The sequence below is a fragment of the Pantoea sp. Ap-967 genome, from assembly GCF_011752565.1.
Classification (GTDB): Bacteria; Pseudomonadota; Gammaproteobacteria; order Pseudomonadales; family Pseudomonadaceae; genus Aquipseudomonas.
The window spans coordinates 1-19,958 of record NZ_VWXK01000031.1 but is presented as its reverse complement, the minus strand read 5'-3'; the positions used below and the strand labels follow the sequence as shown (position 1 = coordinate 19,958).

At 63.6% G+C, this 19,958-nt stretch carries 15 protein-coding genes; 5 read left to right on the top strand and 10 right to left on the bottom strand.

Going from position 1 to position 19,958, the window contains the following annotated elements; all coding sequences use genetic code 11:
• Position 1 precedes the first annotated feature (1 nt).
• Positions 2-3,346, top strand: coding sequence for a DEAD/DEAH box helicase (locus tag F3J45_RS30615; protein ID WP_205300663.1), 3,345 nt, complete (start codon positions 2-4; stop codon positions 3,344-3,346).
• Between the two features lie 73 nt (positions 3,347-3,419).
• Here the strand turns inward: F3J45_RS30615 and nagZ are convergent, their stop codons facing one another.
• Entirely contained in the window at positions 3,420-4,430 is a 1,011-nt protein-coding gene (gene nagZ / locus F3J45_RS24370; RefSeq protein WP_167069166.1) for a beta-N-acetylhexosaminidase, read from the bottom strand.
• Positions 4,431-4,646: 216 nt separating this feature from the next.
• Entirely contained in the window at positions 4,647-5,354 is a 708-nt protein-coding gene (locus F3J45_RS24365) for a TetR/AcrR family transcriptional regulator (RefSeq protein ID WP_167069163.1), read from the bottom strand.
• A gap of 259 nt (positions 5,355-5,613) precedes the next feature.
• Between F3J45_RS24365 and lexA the strand changes: the two genes are divergently transcribed.
• On the top strand, positions 5,614-6,222 hold the full coding sequence (gene lexA, locus F3J45_RS24360) for a transcriptional repressor LexA (RefSeq protein WP_167069160.1): 609 nt from the start codon (positions 5,614-5,616) through the stop codon (positions 6,220-6,222).
• Positions 6,223-6,235: 13 nt separating this feature from the next.
• Positions 6,236-6,715, top strand: a complete 480-nt coding sequence (sulA, locus tag F3J45_RS24355) for an SOS-induced cell division inhibitor SulA (protein ID WP_167069157.1) — start codon at positions 6,236-6,238, stop codon at positions 6,713-6,715.
• Between the two features lie 38 nt (positions 6,716-6,753).
• Here sulA and F3J45_RS24350 read toward each other — a convergent pair whose 3' ends face one another.
• The 7 genes from F3J45_RS24350 to F3J45_RS24320 all read right to left on the bottom strand — a co-directional run bounded on the left by F3J45_RS24350 (position 6,754) and on the right by F3J45_RS24320 (position 15,075).
• The gene (locus tag F3J45_RS24350; protein ID WP_167069154.1) at positions 6,754-6,987 is read right to left on the bottom strand and encodes a hypothetical protein; all 234 of its coding nucleotides are present in this window, start codon (positions 6,985-6,987) and stop codon (positions 6,754-6,756) included.
• A 50-nt stretch (positions 6,988-7,037) separates the two neighbouring features.
• Positions 7,038-7,553, bottom strand: coding sequence for a DUF6586 family protein (locus F3J45_RS24345; RefSeq protein WP_167069151.1), 516 nt, complete (start codon positions 7,551-7,553; stop codon positions 7,038-7,040).
• Between the two features lie 171 nt (positions 7,554-7,724).
• On the bottom strand, positions 7,725-10,337 hold the full coding sequence (topA, locus tag F3J45_RS24340; protein ID WP_167069148.1) for a type I DNA topoisomerase: 2,613 nt from the start codon (positions 10,335-10,337) through the stop codon (positions 7,725-7,727).
• 100 nt (positions 10,338-10,437) lie between these two features.
• The gene (locus tag F3J45_RS24335; protein ID WP_167069145.1) at positions 10,438-10,689 is read right to left on the bottom strand and encodes a DUF1653 domain-containing protein; all 252 of its coding nucleotides are present in this window, start codon (positions 10,687-10,689) and stop codon (positions 10,438-10,440) included.
• Positions 10,690-10,767: 78 nt separating this feature from the next.
• A complete protein-coding gene (gene fadA, locus F3J45_RS24330) occupies positions 10,768-11,943 on the bottom strand; it encodes an acetyl-CoA C-acyltransferase FadA (protein WP_167069142.1) in 1,176 nt (391 codons plus the stop codon).
• Positions 11,944-11,974: 31 nt separating this feature from the next.
• Positions 11,975-14,122 (bottom strand): fatty acid oxidation complex subunit alpha FadB, encoded by a 2,148-nt coding sequence (gene fadB, locus F3J45_RS24325; protein ID WP_167069139.1) that lies wholly within the window; start codon positions 14,120-14,122, stop codon positions 11,975-11,977.
• A 515-nt stretch (positions 14,123-14,637) separates the two neighbouring features.
• Positions 14,638-15,075, bottom strand: a complete 438-nt coding sequence (locus F3J45_RS24320; RefSeq protein ID WP_167069136.1) for a hypothetical protein — start codon at positions 15,073-15,075, stop codon at positions 14,638-14,640.
• A gap of 110 nt (positions 15,076-15,185) precedes the next feature.
• On the opposite strand from F3J45_RS24320, the gene F3J45_RS24315 reads away from it, so the two are divergent.
• On the top strand, positions 15,186-15,626 hold the full coding sequence (locus F3J45_RS24315; RefSeq protein WP_167069133.1) for a universal stress protein: 441 nt from the start codon (positions 15,186-15,188) through the stop codon (positions 15,624-15,626).
• A gap of 83 nt (positions 15,627-15,709) precedes the next feature.
• Here F3J45_RS24315 and F3J45_RS24310 read toward each other — a convergent pair whose 3' ends face one another.
• The gene (locus F3J45_RS24310; protein WP_167069130.1) at positions 15,710-17,638 is read right to left on the bottom strand and encodes an ATP-binding cassette domain-containing protein; all 1,929 of its coding nucleotides are present in this window, start codon (positions 17,636-17,638) and stop codon (positions 15,710-15,712) included.
• Positions 17,639-17,861: 223 nt separating this feature from the next.
• Between F3J45_RS24310 and F3J45_RS24305 the strand changes: the two genes are divergently transcribed.
• A complete protein-coding gene (locus F3J45_RS24305) occupies positions 17,862-19,790 on the top strand; it encodes a transglycosylase SLT domain-containing protein (protein ID WP_167069127.1) in 1,929 nt (642 codons plus the stop codon).
• Positions 19,791-19,958 lie beyond the last annotated feature (168 nt).

The following is a 19,958-nucleotide window of genomic DNA, read 5'->3' as shown; positions in this document are numbered from 1 at the left end:
TGTGAGCGAGAGCGATGCGCAGTTCTTCGTGCGTGCGCACAATGGCTGGCAGATCGGGTTTGATCGCAAGACCCTGCGTCGCGGCCAGGAGTATGCCGATGAAGACAGAAGCGAGATTGTGTCGATCCTTGGCATGACGATCCGTGCTCAATGCAAAGGCTCGGCAGGCCGTGTTTACTTTCAGCGCATTACCCTGGACATGACCGAGGACGGCCTGTATTGCGAAGGCACCTGCTCTTGCCCCGTCGGAGAAGACTGCAAGCACTGCGCCGCAGCACTTTACCTACTGGAACAGGGGCCGGATGTCACCGAAGGCGAGGACGGCCCACGCGCCTCGGTCACCGAGGCCGGCCAATCATCGCTTGAGCTCACGCCTGAGCTGGCCAATTGGGTCGAAGCACTGGAAGTACCGCTGAAAACCTCGGAGCCTGCCAAACGCAAAGGCGCCTCGCTTTACTATGTCGTAGACATCGAGCATGGCCGGTGCATGCTCAGCGTATTCAAAGGTACCGGCCAGATCGGCGGCGAACTCAAGCTCGGACGCCCCAGCTCGCTGCCCGAGCTGATCTACTACACGCCTAAATACGTGAATGATGAAGACCTGCGCGTGCTCAGGCTGATCGATGCCTTGAGCGAGAACTACGGTTTTCCCATGGCCACGCTGGAGGGCAAGAAAGGCGCAGAGCTCTACGAATATGCCCTGGGCACAGGGCGCCTGTTGTATGGGCAGCAGTTGACCCCGCTTGCCGCGGGGCCAGAGCTGCACGCGGCGTTTCGCTGGGTAAGGCTCGATAGCGGCAGCTACCGCGGCGCCTGGCACCATGAGGAAAATCTTCAGGTCGAGGCACTGCCCCTGGATCCGCTTTACTACGTGGATAGCCAAACGGGGCAAACGGGCAAGTTGACCCATGACCTTGACCCCTTCGTGGCCAGCCAGCTTGCCCGTGCACCTATTGTCCCCGAGCACCTGGTCGTACCCTTGAGTCATCGATTGAACGCCTTGAATCGCCAAGTTCCCACCCCTACCGCCGTGAGTACCGAGCAAGTGGAAGGCATCCTGCCAAAGGGGCACCTGACCCTGGGCAGCCTCGAATTCAGCGCCTACATGCCCAAGACCGGGCGCATGCAGCGGCAGATGCAGCACCGCGCCGCACTGGCGTTCGACTACGACGGCCTGCGCGCCAGCGGCAGCGACGACAAGCCCCTGACCCGCCTGGTCGACGCTACCAGCCAGCGCATCCGCCGCCAACCCCAGGCCGAGCAGGCGCTGCGCAAGGTGCTGCGCGACCTGGGTTTCAAGCCCGCCACCCGGCAGAGCAAGGCCCTGCCCGACAGCGCTGGGGAAATGCTCCAGCTGCCCGATGACGAAGCCTGGCTGCGCTTTGCCCGCGATGGCCTGCCGCGCCTGCGCGACGCCGGCTGGGAAATCGACATCCACCGCGATTTCGCCTTCAACCTGCAGGAGGTGGACGACTGGTACGCAACCATCGACGAAGCCCCCGGCCATGAATGGTTCGACCTGGAACTGGGCATCGTGGTCGACGGCCAGCGCCATAGCCTGCTGCCGATCGTGCTACAACTGTTGCGCAGCAACCCTGAGCTGCTGCGCCCAGCCGAACTGGCCCGGCGCAGCGACGACGAGCACCTGCTGATCGACCTCAACCGCGGCCGCCTGGACAGCCCGGCGCTGCGCGTGGCCCTGCCCTACGGGCGGATCAAGGCGGTGATGGGCACCTTGGGCGAGCTGTACCTGCACGAGGACGCCGTAGGCCCAACCCTGCGCATGGACCGTGCCGACGCGGCGCGCCTGAACGACATCGCCCACCTGCCCCTGCAGTGGGAAGGCGGCGCCCATGTGCGCGACCTCGGCCGCCGCCTGCGCGATGCCCGCGACTTGCAGGTCGAGCCACCCAGCAGGCTCAACGCCACCCTGCGGCCTTACCAGCAGCAAGGCCTGAACTGGCTGCAGGCGCTGCGCGAGATGGGCACCGGCGGCATCCTGGGCGATGACATGGGCCTGGGCAAGACCCTGCAAGCCCTGGCCCACCTGCTGCTGGAAAAGCAAGCCGGGCGCCTGGGCACGCCGGCCCTGGCGGTGATGCCCACCAGCCTGGTGCCCAACTGGCTCGACGAAGCCCAGCGCTTTGCCCCCGACCTGCGCGTGCTGGCCCTGCATGGCCCAGGGCGCAGCAAGCACTTTGCCAACCTGCATGACTACGACCTGGTGCTCACCACCTACGCCCTGGTGCCGCGCGACCTCGAACACCTGCGCGCCCAGGCCTGGCACCTGCTGGTGCTGGACGAGGCGCAGAACATCAAGAGCAGCACCAGCAAGGCCGCCCTGGCCGTGTGCGAACTGCAGGCCAGCCAGCGGCTGTGCCTGACCGGCACGCCGATGGAGAACAACCTGGGCGAGCTGTGGTCGATTTTCCATTTCCTGATGCCCGGCTGGCTTGGCGACAGCAAGCGCTTCACCCAGGACTACCGCACCCCCATCGAACGCCACGGCGACACCGAACGTTTGGCGCACCTGGCCAGCCGCGTGCGCCCGTTCCTGCTGCGCCGCACCAAGGAGCAGGTGGCCACCGAGCTGCCAGCCAAGACCGAGGTGGTGCACTGGGTGGAGCTCAGCGATGCCCAGCGCGACACCTATGAAGCGGTGCGGGTGGCCATGGACAAGAAAGTGCGCGACGAAATTGCCCGCAATGGCGCCGCGCGCAGCCAGATCGTGATCCTCGATGCCCTGCTCAAGCTGCGCCAGGTGTGCTGCGACCTGCGCCTGGTCAAAGGGGTCGAGGTCAAGGGCAACCAGGCCGACAAGGGCAAGCTTGGGGCGCTGTTGGAAATGCTCGAGGAATTGCTGAGCGAAGGGCGGCGGGTGCTGCTGTTCTCGCAGTTCACCTCGATGCTGTCGCTGATCGAGCAGGAACTGCAAAAGCGCAAGGTCCGCTACAGCCTGCTGACCGGCGACACCCGCGACCGGCGCACGCCGGTGCAGCAATTCCAGCAGGGTGACAGCGAGGTGTTTCTGATCAGCCTCAAGGCCGGTGGCGTGGGGCTTAACCTAACGGCGGCCGATACGGTGATTCACTTCGACCCGTGGTGGAACCCGGCCAGCGAAAACCAGGCAACCGACCGCGCCTACCGCATTGGCCAGGACAAGCCGGTGTTCGTGTTCAAGCTGATTACCCGGGGCACGGTGGAGGAGAAGATCCAGGCCCTGCAGCAGGACAAGGCCGCGCTCGCGGCGAGCCTGCTCGATGGCGGGCAGGCCGGGCAATGGCGGCTGGGCGACGAGGAGATCGAAGCGTTGTTTGCGCCGTTGCCTGGTAAGCGAGGGCGTTAGCCTGTACCGGCCCCTTCGCGGGGCAAGCCCGCTCCTACAAGGTGCGGGCTTGCCCCGCGAAGAGGCCGGCGAATCAATCTACCAACTGCGCCTCTTTCAACGCCCCCAAAGCCTCCAGCCACCGCGGCTGCTGGCGGTAATCGGTACGGGCAAACCCACGCCCACGCATCTGTGCGATACGCGGCGACGGCGTGACCTTCAAACGCTGCGCCGCCGTCAACGCCAGCTCCGCCGCCGCCCGGTCATTGCACACCAGGCCCATGTCGCAACCGGCGCTGAGTGCTGCCTCGATACGGTTCGCCGCATCACCCACCACGTGGGCACCGGCCATGGACAGGTCATCACTGAAGATCACCCCATCAAAGCCCAACTCGCCGCGCAGGATGTCCTGCAGCCAGCGCCGCGAGAACCCGGCCGGCTGGTTGTCGACCTGCGGGTAGATCACATGCGCCGGCATCACCGCCGCCAACTGCCCGCTCAGGCGCGTGAACGGCACCAGGTCGGCCTCGCGCAGTTGCGCAAGGCTGCGCTCGTCGGTGGGAATGGCCACGTGCGAATCCGCCTCGGCCCAGCCATGCCCCGGGAAGTGCTTGCCGCAGGCGGCCATGCCGGCGGCATTCATGCCACGGATGAAAGCACCGGCAAGCTGCGTGGCCCGCTCGGGGTTACCCTCGAAGGCGCGGCTGCCCACCACCGCACTGCGCTGGTGGTCCAGGTCCAGCACCGGGGCGAAGCTCAGGTCCAGGCCCACCGCCAGCACCTCGGTTGCCATCAGCCAGCCGCACTGCTCGGCCAGGTACTCGGCATTGGCGTTATCGGCAATCGCACGCATCGCCGGCAGGCGCACGAAGCCCTGGCGCAGGCGCTGCACGCGCCCGCCTTCCTGGTCGACCGCCAGGATCAGCTCGGGGCGAATGGCGCGAATCGAGGCGCACAGCCCGCGCACCTGGCGTGGGCTGTCGATGTTGCGGGCAAAGATGATCAGGCCGGCCACTTCCGGTTGGCGCAGGAGCTGGCGGTCCTCGGCGGTCAGCCATTTACCGGCGATATCCACCATCAGGGAGCCTTGCAGGCGGGCGGTCATAGGTAATCCTTCATTGCAGACGGGGAGAAACCCGATTGGCGCACCGGCCCCCGGCGATGTGCAGCGGGCAATGCGCCCAGTGCGTTCGCGCAGGCACGGGCAACGCCGCCCCGGGCAAAAGCCGAAGCAGCGGTAACCGTTGTTAAGGGGGTACGCAGGAAATCGAGGTTGGGCATGGGCGCTAGCTTAGCCGAAGCGCCCTGCCCCGCCCAGCCTTCAGGCCTTGGCGGTGGTGCTGGCCGACTTGCTGCGTGGGCGCAGCTGGGCGCTGGCCATGGCATCGTCGGTAACGCCGCTGTCGGCGCGCATGCCGGCGGCCAGGAATGGCACCATCAGGCGCATCACCTGCTCGATCGAGGTATTGATGCCAAAATCGGTTTCGGCGATGGCGCGCAGCGCCTTGATGCCGGACATGCTGAACGCCGCGGCGCCAAGCATGAAGTGCACACGCCAGAACAGCTCCAGCGGCGGGATGCGTGGCGCGGCTTCGTTGACCAGCAGCATGTAGCGGCGGAACACCTTGCCGTACATGTCTTCCAGGTAGCGGCGCAGGTGGCCCTGGCTCTGGCTGAAGGCCAGGCCCAGCAGGCGCATGAAGATCGACAGGTCGTTGTTGCTGCGTGGCTGCACGGCCAACGCCTGCTCCACCAGCATTTCCAGCAGCTCTTCGAGGCTGGGCTTTGCCTCGGGCTTGGCCTGGCGCCGTTCCAGCTCACGCTCAAGGCTGGCGCAGAACGGCCCGAGGAAGCGCGAGAACACCGCCTGGATCAGCGCCTTCTTCGAGCCGAAGTGGTAGTTGACCGCCGCCAGGTTGACCCCGGCCTTGCTGGTAATCAGCCGCAGCGAGGTTTCCGCGAAGCCCCGTTCCGCGAACAGCTGTTCAGCGGCATCGAGAATGCGTTCAACGGTTTCGGATTGGGCCATGACGACTCCGGCAGGCAGGGGCAAACAGGTGTTTGAAACATACGTTTCAGGCCTGTCGATGTCAAGGCTCGGTGGCGCTTTATGACTGTGCGGTCGCCATTAAATCACAGCTCGCGACAACACGCCGCACACCACGGTTCTCGCCACCCCTGGCCCTGAACACGGGGCCGTGCCGGGAATTTGCGGGCGATCAGTGCTTGCAGTGGGCCATCCACTGTATATAATCCCAGTCACTGTATAAAAAGACAGAGCGCCCGCCATGTTGAAACTGACGCCACGCCAAGCCGAAATCCTGGCCTTCATCAAACGTTGCCTCGAAGACAACGGCTTCCCGCCAACCCGCGCGGAAATCGCACAGGAACTGGGCTTCAAGTCACCCAACGCCGCCGAGGAGCACCTCAAGGCCCTCGCCCGCAAAGGCGCGATCGAAATGACCCCGGGTGCGTCCCGTGGCATCCGCATTCCAGGTGTCGAAGCCAAGCCCGAGGAAAACGGCCTGCCCATCATTGGCCGCGTCGCTGCCGGCGCGCCGATCCTGGCCGAGCAGCACATCGAGCAATCCTGCAACATCAGCCCAGCCTTCTTCCACCCGCGCGCCGACTACCTGTTGCGCGTGCACGGCATGAGCATGAAGGACATCGGCATCTTCGACGGCGACCTGCTGGCCGTGCACACCACCCGCGAGGCCCGCAACGGCCAGGTGGTGGTCGCCCGCATCGGCGACGAAGTGACCGTCAAACGTTTCAAGCGTGAAGGCAGCAAGGTCTGGCTGATCGCTGAAAACCCCGAGTTCGCCCCCATCGAAGTCGACCTGAAAGATCAGGAACTGGTGATCGAGGGTTTGAGTGTCGGCGTTATTCGCCGCTGATCCAGGAGGCGTCATGCAACAGTTCATCCCAGCACAGCAACAGGTCCAACTGCCCCTGTTCGAGGCGTTTCTGGCCCAACCGGTTCTGCCCGGCCTGAAAGCCAGCGAGCAGGCCCGCAAGGCGAACAGCCACCCGGAGCTGTTCAGCGAACTGTCCCTGCGTGGCGCCCCGGAGCATTGCCAGAGCTTGCTGGCACCGGTACTGCGCGACCTGAGCGAAGAAGAGGAAGCCCGCTGGCTGACACTCATCGCACCACCCGCCAGCCTGACCCAGGCCTGGTTGCGCGATGCCGGCCTCAACCGTGAGCGTATCCTGTTGCTGCAACCGCGCGGCAATCAAAGCGCCCTGCAACTGGCCTGCGAAGCCCTGCGCCTGGGGCGTAGCCACACCGTGGTCAGCTGGCTGGGCAACGTCAACGTCACCGCACGGCAAAAACTGCTTCGCGCCGCCAGTGCCGGAAATGCACAAAGCCTGAACATCCGCCTTGGCTGATGTTCAGGCTTTGCCTGTAAATCGGTAGAACCGGGCAATCAATGCAGCACGCGCGGCCCTTCGTCGCGTTCCAGCTCACCTTCCATCAAACGGCCCGCCATCTGCACGCCAACGCTGAGCATCGCCTTGGCGACTTCAACGTGCTGGCCCTGCAGGAACGCCTTGGCGTCTTCCGAGAAATCCAAGGTTACCAGGGAGCCTTCGTCCTCGGCGCGACGCAGCTCGATTCGGCCATCAGGCAACTCGACAATTTCCAGAAACGACGTAGACATAAAGGGCAGTTCTCCACGAAAGGCCGTTAGTGTACCAGCCAACGCGGCTATCAGCACTCACTCAACGCGTCGCGGAAACGTCTCACCAAGCCTTTGAGGTTGTTGCGCCAGCTTTCCAGCTCTTCACGCGACAGCGCGGGGTGCTCGGGCTCGTCGAGATTGACGGCCTGGATCAGTGGCTGGGTGACATCGGTTTTTGCCGCCTTTTTCGCGACAGGTGGTCGGAACAAATCGGCATAAGCGCTGAGCAGTTGCGCAAGCCACGTCTCGCGCTGGCGAACCAGCTCAAGCATTTCGGCCACCTCGGGAATGGCGATGGTGTTCAGCGCATCGTCGGCCAACGCCTGTTCGACAGTTGCCACGACAGGCAGGCGGTAGAAGCCACCGATTTCATGGCACAGCCCCAGCAGCGCGCCATACAGGTGGAACAGCGCCGACTCGCGCTCGGCCTGAACCAGGCCTTGAGCGTTCATGGCCTGGCTCTGTTCGGCCTTGGCCATGGATTCGAGGGCCAGGCCTGCGAAAAACAGTTTCTGGTTGGTGCGGGTGTAGAGTTCCTGGGCCATTTCAGTGCCCTCCGTAAGGCTGCGAGGCGGATAGCTGCATCATAAATGATTGGGGCCGCTTTGCGCCCCTTCGCGGGGCAAGCCCGCTCCTACAAGGGATCGCGTTCTCCTGTAGGAGCGGGCTTGCCCCGCGAAGGGCCGCAAAGCGGCCCCAACGACAGCGCTAACGGTTTAGCGCTTGTCTTCGACTTTCCAGCTACCACCGTCGTAATACGCCTTCCAGCCCGTTGGCTTGCCATCGACCTCGGACTGCACGTATTGCTCCTTGGTCTTGCGGCTGTAGCGAATCACGGCCGGGCGCCCTTCCGGGTCTTTCTGCGGTGCATCGCACAGGAAGTGGTACTTCGGGTCGATCTCGTGCTTGTGCGGCACGATCTCCATCACCAGCGGCGCACGGGTTTCCCGGTTTTTCGGGAACTGGCTGGCAGCCAGGAACAGCCCCGAAGCGCCGTCGCGCAGCACGTAGGTGTCGTCAACCTTCTCGCACTTGAGCTCCGGCATCTCCACCTTGTCCATCTTCGGTGGCGCCGCCTCGCCGCTCTTGAGCAGCTTGCGGGTGTTCTTGCACGCAGGGTTGGTGCAACCGAAGAACTTGCCGAAACGGCCGGTCTTGAGCTGCATCTCGCTACCGCACTTGTCGCACTCCAGGCTCGGCCCTTCGTAGCCCTTGATGCGGTAGTTACCCTCTTCGATCTCGTAGCCCGCGCAGTCCGGGTTGTTACCGCAGATGTGCAGCTTGTGCTTCTCGTCGAGCAGGTAGGCATCCATCGCCGTGGCGCAAATCGGGCAGCGGTGCTTGCCCAGCAGCACGCGGGATTCCGATTCGCCCTCGTCGTCCGCGGCAATTTCATCGCCCGGCACCAGGTTGACGGTGGCCTTGCAGCGCTCCTTCGGTGGCAGGCTGTAGCCCGAGCAGCCGAGGAACACGCCAGTGGAGGCGGTACGGATCATCATCGGCCGGCCGCATTCCTTGCACGGAATGTTGGTCATGGTCGGCTGGTTGGCGCGCATGCCGCTTTCGGCGGATTCGGCAGTCAGCAACTTCTTGCTGAAATCGCCGTAGAACTCGTCCAGCACGTTTTTCCAGTCACGCTCGCCCTGGGCCACGTCGTCGAGGTTTTCTTCCATGCCGGCGGTGAAGCCGTAGTCCATCAGGTTGGAGAAGCTTTCCGACAGGCGCTCGGTGACGATGTCGCCCATCTTCTCGGAATAGAAGCGGCGGTTGTGCAGGGTGACGTAGCCACGGTCCTGGATGGTGGAAATGATCGCCGCATAGGTCGACGGGCGGCCGATGCCGCGCTTTTCCATTTCCTTGACCAGGCTGGCTTCGGTGAAGCGCGCCGGCGGCTTGGTGAAGTGCTGGCTCGGGTCGAGCTGAATCAGCTTCAGCGCCTCGCCCTGGGCCATTTCCGGCAGCACGTCGTCTTCGCCCGGCTTGCTCTGTTGCGGCAGTACACGGGTGTAACCGTCGAACTTGAGGATACGGCCCTTGGCGCGCAGCTCGAAGTCGCCAGCCGCCACGGTAACGCTGGTGGACAGGTACTGGGCAGGCGGCATCTGGCAGGCCAGGAACTGGCGCCAGATCAGCTCGTACAGGCGCTCGGCGTCACGCTCCATGCCACTGAGCTTGGTCGGGTGGGTGTTGACGTCGGACGGGCGAATCGCCTCGTGCGCTTCCTGGGCGCCTTCCTTGCTGCCGTAGACCAGTGGGTTTTCCGGCAGGTACTGCTTGCCGAACTCGCGCTCGATGTAGCTGCGCGCCATGTCCAGGGCATCGGCCGACAGGTTGGTCGAGTCGGTACGCATGTAGGTGATGTAGCCCGCTTCGTACAGACGCTGGGCCATCATCATGGTCTTCTTCACGCCGAAGCCCAGGCGGTTGCTGGCGGCCTGCTGCAGGGTGGAGGTGATGAACGGCGCCGACGGCTTGCTGCTGGTCGGGCGGTCTTCACGCTTGATCACGCTGTAGCTGGAAGCCTTGAGCTTTTCCAGCGCGGCCATGGCCTGGGCTTCGTTCAGCGGCTTGAAGGCCTCGCCTTTCTCGCGCGCCACTTCGAAGCGCACCTTGGCGTTCTTGGCGGTGCCCAGGTCAGCGTGCACTTCCCAGTATTCTTCCGGCACGAAGGCGCGGATTTCACGCTCACGCTCGACCACCAGCTTCACGGCCACCGACTGCACACGGCCGGCCGACAGGCCACGGGCGATCTTGGCCCACAGCAGCGGCGAAACCATGTAGCCCACCACGCGGTCGAGGAAGCGCCGCGCCTGCTGGGCGTTGACCCGGTCGATGTCCAGCTCGCCCGGTTGCGAGAACGCATCCTGGATCGCTTTCTTGGTGATTTCGTTGAACACCACACGCTTGTAGCGGGTGTCGTCGCCGCCGATGGCCTCGCGCAGGTGCCAGGCGATGGCTTCCCCCTCGCGGTCCAAGTCGGTTGCGAGATAGATGGTGTCGGCATCCTTGGCCAGGCGGCGCAGCTCCTCGATCACCTTTTCCTTGCCGGGCAGGATCTCGTACTTGGCCTTCCAGCCGTGCTCGGGGTCCACGCCCATGCGCGCGACCAGCTGGCGGCGGGCCTTCTCTTTCGGCGACAGTGCCGGCGCCTCACCCGCGGCAGCCTTGCCACGCTTGGCGGCGGGCTCTTTGCTGGCGCTGGCCGAACCGCTGGTGGGGAGGTCTCGGATATGGCCGATACTCGACTTCACCACGTACTGGTTGCCCAGGTACTTGTTGATGGTCTTGGCCTTGGCCGGGGATTCCACAATGACCAGCGATTTGCCCATGGATCGGAGTATTCCTGAATCTGAAGATGAAAAACGCGTCAGGTGCCAAACGCGGCACCGCTATATATAGTGGCGAATGAGTGAGGTCAAGCGCAGTCGTTCACTCTTGCGACTTGCCAGACAACTCAGGCAAGCCCTCTTCGGCCTTGACCAAAGCAAAGCGTGGCACTTGCTCGCCGTCAACCTCGACGGACTCCTGGAACATGCAAAGCGGCCTCACCCAGAAGCTGTAATCACCATACAGGCATTGGTAGAAAACCATCCACTCTTCATTTTCCGAGTGCCGTGCAACGCTGAAGACACGGTACTCAGGCCCTTTGTAATGCCGGTAAACGCCTGGTTGTATCTGCATGCCGCCCTTCCTCTTGAAACAAATTCTGTAAAAACAAAAGCCGGGGCACAGGGCCCCGGCTGCTGCCTTGCAACGCGATCAGACGCGTTCGAAGACAGTGGTGATGCCTTGGCCAAGGCCCACACACATGGTCGCGATGCCCAGGGTGCCGCCATTCTGCTTCATCACATTGAGCAGGGTGCCGGAAATTCGCGCACCGGAGCAACCGAAGGGGTGGCCCAGGGCGATTGCGCCGCCGTGCAGGTTAACCTTCTCATCCATCTTGTCGAGCACTTTCAAGTCCTTGAGCACTGGCAGGGCCTGCGCCGCGAACGCTTCGTTGAGCTCGATGAAGTCGATGTCGGCCATGCTCAACCCAGCGCGCTTGAGCGCTTTCTGGGTCGATGGCACCGGGCCGTAGCCCATGATCGCAGGGTCCACCCCGGCCACCGCCATGGAGCGGATCACCGCCAATGGCTGGATGCCCAGGTCCATGGCGCGCTGGCCGGACATGACGATCATGCACGATGCGCCATCGGTGATCTGCGACGACGTACCGGCAGTAACGGTACCGCCCTTGGGGTTGAACGCAGGCTTGAGCGACGCCAGGCCTTCGAGGGTGGTTTCCGGGCGAATGGTTTCGTCGTAGTCGAAAACCTTCAGGAAGCCGTTCTCGTCATACCCCTGCATCGGGATGATCTCGTCCTTGAACTTGCCCTCGACCGTCGCCTTGTGGGCCAGTTGGTGCGAACGCAGGCCGAACAGGTCTTGCTGCTCACGGGTGATGCCGTGCATCTTGCCCAGCATCTCGGCGGTCAGGCCCATCATCCCGGATGCCTTGGCGGCGTGCAAGGACAGGTGCGGGTTAGGGTCGACGCCGTGCATCATGCTGACGTGGCCCATGTGCTCCACGCCACCGACCACGAACACATCGCCGTTGCCGGTCATGATCGCCTGGGCGGCGGTGTGCAGCGCGCTCATCGACGAGCCGCACAGGCGGCTGACGGTTTGCGCAGCGGAGGTGTGCGGAATCGGGGTCATCAGCGACGCCATGCGCGCGATGTTCCAACCCTGCTCCAGGGTCTGGTTGACGCAGCCCCAGATCACGTCCTCGACCTCTTTCGGGTCGACCTTGGCGTTGCGTTCCAGCAGCTTGCTGATCAGGTGCGCAGACATGTCTTCGGCGCGGGTGTTGCGGTGCATGCCACCCTTGGAGCGGCCCATCGGGGTGCGACCGAAGTCGACGATCACCACGTCTCTTGGATTCAGGCTCATATCAAATCTCTCGCTCTAGCTCGTTGACCACTCAGTTGAAGAAGCGCTGGCCGGTCTTGGCCATTTCACGCAGCTTCGCGGTCGGGTGGTACAGCGGGCCCAGGTCGGCATACTGGTCGGCCAGGGCAACGAATTCAGCCACCCCGATCGAGTCGATGTAGCGCAACGCACCGCCACGGAAGGGAGGGAAACCAATGCCGTAGACCAGGCCCATGTCGGCCTCGGCAGCGGTTTCGACGATGCCATCTTCCAGGCAGCGCACGGTTTCCAGGCACAGGGGCACCATCATCCAGTTGATGATGTCTTCGTCGCTCACTTCACGCTGCTCGAAGATCACCGGCTTGAGCACATCGAGCACGGTGGCGTCGAAGACCTTCTTCGGCTTGCCGCGCTTGTCGGTTTCATAGGCGTAGAAGCCCTTGCCGTTCTTCTGGCCCAGGCGGTTGGCCTCGTACAGGGCGTCCACCGCCGAGCGGCGGGCGTCCTTCATGCGGTCAGGGAAGCCGTCGGCCATCACGTCACGGCCGTGGTGGCCGGTGTCGATGCCGACCACGTCCATCAGGTAGGCCGGGCCCATCGGCCAGCCGAACTTTTCCATGACCTTGTCGATGCGCACGAAGTCGACACCGGCGCTGACCAGCTTGGCGAAGCCGCCGAAGTACGGGAACAGCACGCGGTTGACCAAGAAGCCCGGGCAGTCGTTGACCACGATCGGGTTCTTGCCCATTTTCTTGGCGTAGGCCACGGTGGTGGCAACGGCCACGTCGCTGGACTTCTCGCCGCGGATCACTTCCACCAGCGGCATCATGTGCACCGGGTTGAAGAAGTGCATGCCAACGAAGTTTTCCGGGCGTTTCAGGGCTTTTGCCAGCAGGTTGATGGAGATGGTCGAGGTGTTGGAGGCCAGAATAGCACCCTCCTTCACCTGGCCTTCCACTTCCGCCAGCACGGCTTGCTTGACCTTCGGGTTCTCGACCACCGCCTCGACGACGATGTCGACGTTGGCGAAGTCGCCGTAGGACAGGGTCGGGCGAATGGCGTTGAGCGCCTCGGCCATCTTGGCCGGGGTCAGGCGGCCTTTCTCGACGCGGTTGCCGAGCAGCTTGGAAGCCTCGTTCAGGCCCAGCTGGATGGCTTCCTCGCGGATATCCTTCATCAGGATCGGAGTGCCCTTGACCGCCGACTGGTAGGCGATGCCGCCACCCATGATGCCGGCGCCGAGCACGGCGGCCTGGTTCACGTCGTGGGCGATTTCATCGAAGGCCTTGGCCTTGCGCTTGAGCTCCTGGTCGTTGAGGAACAGGCCGATCAGGCTTTCGGCAACCGAAGTCTTGGCCAGTTTGGCAAAGCCCGCGGCTTCCACTTCCAGGGCCTTGTCACGGCCGAAGTTGGCGGCTTTCTGGATGGTCTTGATGGCTTCGACCGGGGCTGGGTAGTTCGGCCCGGCCTGGCCGGCAACGAAGCCCTTGGCGGTTTCGAAGGCCATCATCTGCTCGATGGCGTTGAGCTTGAGCTTTTCCAGCTTGGGCTGGCGCTTGGCCTTGTAGTCGAGCTCGCCGCTGATGGCGCGCTTGATCAGGTCCAGGGCACCGGCCTGCAGCAACTCAGGCGCCACCACGGCATCGACGGCGCCGACTTTCAGGGCGTCTTCGGCGCGGTTTTCCTTGCCCGAGGCGATCCACTCGATGGCGTTGTCCGAGCCGATCAGGCGCGGCAGGCGCACGGTGCCGCCAAAGCCTGGGTAGATGCCCAGCTTGACTTCCGGCAGGCCGATCTTGGCGCTGCTGGACATGACCCGGTAGTCGGCCGCCAGGCACATTTCCAGGCCACCGCCCAGGGCGATGCCGTTGATGGCCGCCACGGTCGGCACTTCGAGGTCTTCGAAGGCGTTGAAGATGCGGTTGGCTTCCAGGTTCCCGGCAACCAGTTCGGCCTCGGGCAGCTTGAAGTTATCGACGAATTCGGTGATGTCGGCGCCGACGATGAACACGTCCTTGCCACTGCTGACGATCACGCCTTTCACCGAGGCGTCGGCCTTGATGGCGTCGACGGCCTGGCGCAGCTCGTCCAGGGTCAGGCGATTGAACTTGTTGACGGACTCACCCTTGAGGTCGAACTTCAGTTCGACGATGCCGCTTTCAAGAGCCTTAACCGTGATGGCTTTACCTTCGTAAATCATCAACTGATCTCCACGATATGGAAGCTGAACTGTACACGCCGATCGCTGGTGAAAGAGTAGGCCATGCTGCCCTCGCCCCAGGCACACCCGTCAGCGCGCTAGTCGGGATTCTGTATGAGCGGTATGACATACAAACGCTCAATTCATACGCCCGTTTGATTTGGGTATGCACACATTCTCCGAAATGTTCGGCGTTGTCAAATGCTCCCGAACGGGTTGAAAACCCGACTTTGCAGTCATTTTGTATCGCCGCGAGGCAAAACATGATGACAGTGATTGCCGATCATTCATGTCAGCGATTGACCACGCCGGAATGGGCGGTGCTGCATGTTTTTTCACGCACTTGCCGTGGAAATGGCTACACTGCGAATGACTTCACGCATTTCCCGGCCTGCCTGGCCTTTTTCTGCCCTGCAGAAACGACAAAGCGGCAACCTGTTCTGCAGGTTGCCGCTTTGTCGTTCAGGGCATTGCCGGGGGCCTTGCGGGGGCCGTGCACGGGTGTATCGGCGCGATCAGGCGAGGCTGTCGAAGGCGTGGGCAATATCCTGCAATACAGATTTTTCCCCGCGTTCGCTCCAGTACAGGGCGATCATGCGCGTGTCGGCCTCAACTTTGTAGACCGTCTCGGGCAGGCGTGCGAACACGGCGTTCAGGCGCGGCTCCTCGCACACTTCCTTCCACTGGTTCCACCACACGCCAGGGCTGACCTGCCAGTAGCACCAGCTGTCTTCATGGCCTCGGCGGCGGCCACGGTGGTATTGCGGGCATGGGCTCGGCGGCGCCTGCTCGAACCAGTGCGGCCACTGCTGCGGCGCCAGTTGCATGGCCAGCCCCATGCGTCGCGCTTCCAGGCGCAGGTCCATCTGCTGGCCCTGCTTGCGCGACAGGCGCAGCCAGGATAGCGGACTGAGAATCAGCGCAAGGATTGACACAACCAGCCATACCGTCATATCTGTAGATTCCATAAAGCGTTGCAAATGAGCGGGTTACTCAGGTTTCACGGATGACCTGCCGGAAAGCGACCATACTTCTACTATCGCGATTGTCAGGAGTACAGCTCATGTCCTACGAACACCTTCTGGTCGCCGTCGACCTTACCGAAGAGTGCGACCCGGTGATCAAGCGCGCCATGAAGCTCGCCGAACCCTCGGGCGCCAAGGTTTCGCTGGTGCATATCGTCGAGCCGATGGCCATGGCCTTTGGCGGCGACGTACCGATGGACCTGTCGCAACTGCAGCAGCAGCAGTTCGACCAGGCCAAGGAACGCATGGACCGCCTGTTCAACAAGTACCCCGACATCAACCACGGCGATTCGCACCTGGTCTACGGCCAGCCGCGCCAGGAAATCCACCAGTTGGCCAAGGAACAGAAGTGCGACCTGATCGTGGTTGGCAGCCATGGCCGGCATGGCCTGGCATTGCTGCTGGGCTCCACGGCCAATGACGTGCTGCACGGGGCGCCTTGCGATGTGCTGGCGGTGCGGTTGTTGAAGAAAGAGTGATGTAAGCTTTGCCGGCCTCTTCGCGGGGCAAGCCCGCCGTTGTAGGAGCGGGCTTGCCCCGCGAAGAGGCCGGCAAATGCTACTCAGCCCTCAAGCTCAGCCCAGCGCTCCACCAGCACATCCAGCTCACCCTGCAGCTTCTCGATCTTGGCCAGCACCGCCGAAGTTTCGGCAATCGGCCGCTGATAGAAACCGGCAGCGTTCACTTCTTCCTGCGCCTCGGCCATGCGCTGCTCCAGCGCGTCGATCTGCCCTGGCAGCATCTCCAGCTCGCGTTGCAGCTTGTAGCTGAGCTTTTTCTTCGCCGCATCAGGCGCCGCGGCCGCCGGCGCAGGGGCCACAGGCTCCGCCACCTTCTCGACCACCGCGCTGTTGAGCTCGGACTTGCCGCCCTTGCTTTCGGCCACGCCCAGCAGCTTCGGCGAGCCGCCCTGGCGGATCCAGTCCTCGTAGCCACCCACGTACTCGCGGACCTTGCCCTGCCCTTCGAACACCAGGGTGCTGGTGACCACGTTGTCGAGGAAGGCCCGGTCGTGGCTGACCATCAGTACCGTGCCCTTGTAGTTGCACAGCACCTCTTCGAGCAATTCGAGGGTTTCCACGTCGAGGTCGTTGGTCGGTTCGTCCAGCACCAGCAGGTTGGCGGGCTTGCTGAACAGCTTGGCCAGCAGCAGGCGCGCACGCTCGCCACCAGACAGCGCTTTCACCGGCGTACGTGCACGCTGCGGGCTGAACAGGAAGTCGCCCAGGTAGCTCAGCACGTGGCGGTTCTGGCCATCGATCTCGATGAAGTCACGGCCTTCGGCGAGGTTGTCGATAACGGTCTTTTCCAGCTCCAACTGGTGGCGCAGCTGGTCGAAATAGGCCACTTCCAGCTTGGTGCCGCGCTCGACCTTGCCGGCGGTTGGCTCCAGGTCACCGAGCATCATCTTCAGCAAGGTGGTCTTGCCGGTACCGTTGGCGCCAAGCAGGCCGATGCGGTCCTCGCGCTGCAGCACCATGGAGAAATCCTTGACCAGCAGCGGGCCGCCCGGATGGGCGAAGCTGACGTTCTCCAGCACCATAACCTGCTTGCCGGACTTGTCCGCCGCTTCGATCTGGATGTTCGCCTTGCCCTGGCGCTCACGGCGCTCACCACGCTCCACGCGCAGCGCCTTGAGCGCACGCACGCGGCCTTCGTTACGGGTCCGACGGGCCTTGATGCCCTGGCGAATCCATACCTCTTCCTGGGCCAGGCGCTTGTCGAACAGCGCGTTGGCGGTTTCCTCGGCGGCCAGTGCGGCCTCCTTGTGCACCAGGAAGCTGGCGTAGTCGCCGTTCCAGTCGATCAGCCCACCACGGTCCAGTTCGAGGATGCGCGTGGCCAGGTTCTGCAGGAAGGAACGGTCGTGGGTGATGAACAGCACCGCACCGTTGAAGCCGTTGAGGGCCTCTTCGAGCCAGGCGATGGCACCGATGTCCAGGTGGTTGGTGGGCTCGTCGAGCAGCAGCAGGTCGGGCTCGGACACCAGCGCCTGGGCCAGCAGCACACGGCGGCGCCAGCCACCGGAAAGCTCGGCCAGGGTTTTGTCGGCCGGCAGTTGCAGGCGGCTCAGGGTGCTTTCCACCACCTGCTGCAGGCGCCAGCCGTCGCGCACTTCCAGCTCGTGCTGGACGTGCATGAGCTGTTCCAGGTCGTCGTCGCCCTGGATGTTCTGGCTCAGGTGATGGAACTGCGCCAGCAGCTCGCCAACGCCGTCGAGGCCCGCGGCGACCACGTCGAACACGGTGCGCTCATCGGCCACCGGCAATTCCTGCGGCAGTTCGCCGATTTTCAGGCCCGGGGCGCGCCACACATCGCCGTCGTCGCCTTTCTGCTCGCCCTTGACCAGGCGCAGCATGCTCGACTTGCCGGTGCCGTTGCGGCCGATGATGCACACCCGCTCGCCACGGGCGATCTGCCAGGACACTTTGTCCAGCAGCGGCATCGCGCCGAATGCGAGGGACACATCGCTGAATTTGAGCAGGGTCATGTTCGTCTCCAGAAAGCGGGCGCGCATTCTACCTGAGTTGGCCCTTTGCAGCATTAAGTTGGCGGCCTGGCCGGGGCATTGTGACATTCGGTCGAACTTAACGTTTCGATACAAGCACAACGCTTTCACCGGCCGGCGGCAAACGGCTAAGCTAAGGCCATTGGATTTCAACAGTGCTGGCTTCGCCGTCACTTCCCCACTGGTTCCACTGCCCGGACGTATCATGCGCAGCCGCCTGTTACAGATTGCTTCCTGCCTGCTGCTCACCGCCGCCACCGTCGGCGCGGCGCAGGCCGCCGACCTCACCACGCAACGCCAGTACTATGACGAGGCCAAGCGTGCCCTGGCCAAGGGCGACAAAGGCCCCTACCTGCGCTATGCCCAGGCCCTGAGCGATTACCCACTGACCCCCTACCTGGCCTACGACGAGCTCACCGCCCGCCTGAAAACCGCCAGCAACGAGGAAATCGAAGGCTTCCTGGCCAAGCACGGCGACCTGCCCCAGGCCAACTGGATGAAACTGCGCTGGTTGCGCTGGCTGGCCGAGCGCGGCGAGTGGGACACCTTCGCCAAATACTACGACCCCAAGCTCAACTTTACCGAACTGGACTGCCTCAACGGCCAGTACCAGCTTGGCCACGGCAAGCGCGCAGAGGGCTTCGCCAGTGCGGAACAGCTGTGGAACGTGGGCAAGACCCAACCGGCCGCCTGCGACACGCTGTTCGGCATGTGGGCCGCCGAAGGCCAGTTGACCGAAGCCAAGCGCTGGAACCGCATCAAGCTTGCCGCCCAGGCGCGCAACTACAGCCTGGCCAGCAGCCTGGCCCAGGGCCTGACCACCCTGGGCCCGCAAGCCCGGTTGCTGATCGACGTGGCGCAAAAGCCGGAAATGCTCGACCAACCTTCGCGCTTCACCCCGGTCAACGAAGCCATGTCCGATGTGGTGAGCCTTGGCCTGCGCCGCCTGGCGCGCCAGGACCCGGACCGGGCCATGGCCCTGCTCGACGACTACGCCCAGCGCATGCACTTCTCCCGCGACGAGAAGGTCGCCATCGCCCGCGAGATCGGCCTGACCCTGGCGCGCCGCTACGACCCGCGCGCCCTCGACCTGATGACCCGCTACGACCCGGAACTGCGCGACAACACTGTCAGCGAATGGCGCCTGCGCCTGCTGCTGCGCCTGGCGCGCTGGGAAGATGCCTACGAGCTGACCCGCCGCCTGCCCCAGGACCTGGCCCGCAGTAGCCGCTGGAAATACTGGCAGGCACGCAGCCTGGAGCTGGCCCAGCCAAGCAACCCGCAGGTGCCGCTGCTGTACAAGAACGTGGCGCGCGAGCGTGACTTCTACGGTTTCCTCGCGGCCGACCGGGCGAAAACGCCCTACCAGCTGAACAACCGGCCGCTGGTGCTCAGCCCGCAACTGGTGAACAAGGTGCGCAATACCCCGGGCATCCAGCGCGCCCTGGAATTCCATGCCCGTGGCCAGATCGTCGAGGGCCGCCGCGAGTGGTACCACGTCAGCCGCCACTTCACCCGCGACGAAATGGTCGCCCAGGCGCGCCTGGCCTATGACATGCGCTGGTACTTCCCGGCCATCCGCACCATCAGCCAGGCACAGTACTGGGATGACCTGGATATCCGCTTCCCCATGGCCTACCGCGACACCCTGGTGCGCGAAGCCAAGGTGCGTGGGCTGCATTCGAGCTGGGTGTTCGCCATCACCCGCCAGGAAAGCGCCTTCATGGAAGACGCCCGCTCCAGCGTCGGTGCCAGTGGCCTGATGCAGGTGATGCCGGCCACCGCCAAGGAAACCGCGCGCAAGTTCAGCATTCCGCTGGCGTCGCCACAGCAGATGTTCAACCCAGAAAAGAACATTCAGGTGGGGGCCGCCTACCTGAGCCAGGTGCATGGCCAGTTCAATGGCAACCGCGTGCTGGCCTCGGCGGCCTACAACGCAGGCCCAGGCCGCGTGCGCCAGTGGCTCAAGGGTGCCAAGCACCTGAGTTTCGACGTGTGGGTGGAGTCGATTCCGTTCGACGAAACGCGCCAGTATGTGCAGAACGTGCTGTCGTATTCGGTGATCTACGGGCAGAAGCTCAATGTGCCACAGCCGCTGGTGGACTGGCATGAGCGGTATTTCGATGACATGTGAGCATCGTTGAGCCCGGGCCGGCCCCTTCGCGGGGCAAGCCCGCTCCTTGTATGTTGTGTCTGGCCTGGCGAGAGAGGTTATTCTCGTCAGGTTGAAGAAGCACTTCCGGGGAGGCCGATCGCTCCTAAAGGCAGGGATTGCCCCTGACCTTGTATGTAGAGAGGCCCC

Coding starts and splice junctions, on each gene's coding strand:
- nagZ (WP_167069166.1), bottom strand. CDS start 4,430: ATGACCGCCCGCCTGCAAGGCTCCCTGATGGTGGATATCGCCGGTAAA.
- F3J45_RS24365 (WP_167069163.1), bottom strand. CDS start 5,354: ATGGCCCAATCCGAAACCGTTGAACGCATTCTCGATGCCGCTGAACAG.
- topA (WP_167069148.1), bottom strand. CDS start 10,337: ATGGGCAAATCGCTGGTCATTGTGGAATCCCCGGCCAAGGCCAAGACC.
- F3J45_RS24315 (WP_167069133.1), top strand. CDS start 15,186: ATGTCCTACGAACACCTTCTGGTCGCCGTCGACCTTACCGAAGAGTGC.
- F3J45_RS24310 (WP_167069130.1), bottom strand. CDS start 17,638: ATGACCCTGCTCAAATTCAGCGATGTGTCCCTCGCATTCGGCGCGATG.
- F3J45_RS24335 (WP_167069145.1), bottom strand. CDS start 10,689: ATGCAGATACAACCAGGCGTTTACCGGCATTACAAAGGGCCTGAGTAC.
- fadB (WP_167069139.1), bottom strand. CDS start 14,122: ATGATTTACGAAGGTAAAGCCATCACGGTTAAGGCTCTTGAAAGCGGC.
- F3J45_RS24345 (WP_167069151.1), bottom strand. CDS start 7,553: ATGGCCCAGGAACTCTACACCCGCACCAACCAGAAACTGTTTTTCGCA.
- F3J45_RS24305 (WP_167069127.1), top strand. CDS start 17,862: ATGCGCAGCCGCCTGTTACAGATTGCTTCCTGCCTGCTGCTCACCGCC.
- F3J45_RS24350 (WP_167069154.1), bottom strand. CDS start 6,987: ATGTCTACGTCGTTTCTGGAAATTGTCGAGTTGCCTGATGGCCGAATC.
- F3J45_RS24320 (WP_167069136.1), bottom strand. CDS start 15,075: ATGACGGTATGGCTGGTTGTGTCAATCCTTGCGCTGATTCTCAGTCCG.
- sulA (WP_167069157.1), top strand. CDS start 6,236: ATGCAACAGTTCATCCCAGCACAGCAACAGGTCCAACTGCCCCTGTTC.
- fadA (WP_167069142.1), bottom strand. CDS start 11,943: ATGAGCCTGAATCCAAGAGACGTGGTGATCGTCGACTTCGGTCGCACC.
- lexA (WP_167069160.1), top strand. CDS start 5,614: ATGTTGAAACTGACGCCACGCCAAGCCGAAATCCTGGCCTTCATCAAA.